1 pseudogene is annotated in these 384 nt (G+C 62.0%); it reads left to right on the top strand.

Going from position 1 to position 384, the window contains the following annotated elements:
• Positions 1-384, top strand: a pseudogene (locus tag EN808_RS36685) (transcriptional regulator); the annotation flags it as partial.

Genomic DNA, 384 nt, shown 5'->3' with positions numbered 1-384 from the left:
CCATCGCCCTGGTCTGGGCCATCTCCGTATTCGTTTGGGTCGGCGACATCGACCGCGCGGAGGAGCACCTGAATCGTCTCTTCTCCTGTGCCGAGCTGCACGCTCTCAGGCCTTACCTCGCCGTGGGGCAAGGCGTCCAAGGCGAACTCGCTATTCGTAGAGGCGATGCGGAAAGCGGGGTTCGTGGCTTGCAAGGCGCTCTGCAGAACCTTCACGCAGCCCCGTACGAACTGCTTACAACGCCGCTCAGTATCGCGCTCGTTCAGGGTCTCGCCGCGACAGGCCGGTCCGCCGAAGCCCTTGCAACGATCGACGAGACAATCCGGTCGGTCGAGACAAATGGGGATCTTTGCTACATGCCGGAGTTGCTGCGCGTAAAGGGAA

Source organism: Mesorhizobium sp. M8A.F.Ca.ET.165.01.1.1 (assembly GCF_004792065.1).
In the GTDB taxonomy this organism is placed as follows: Bacteria; Pseudomonadota; Alphaproteobacteria; order Rhizobiales; family Rhizobiaceae; genus Mesorhizobium.
Note: the sequence above shows the minus strand (reverse complement) of the source record. Positions and strands in the feature narration are given on the sequence as shown.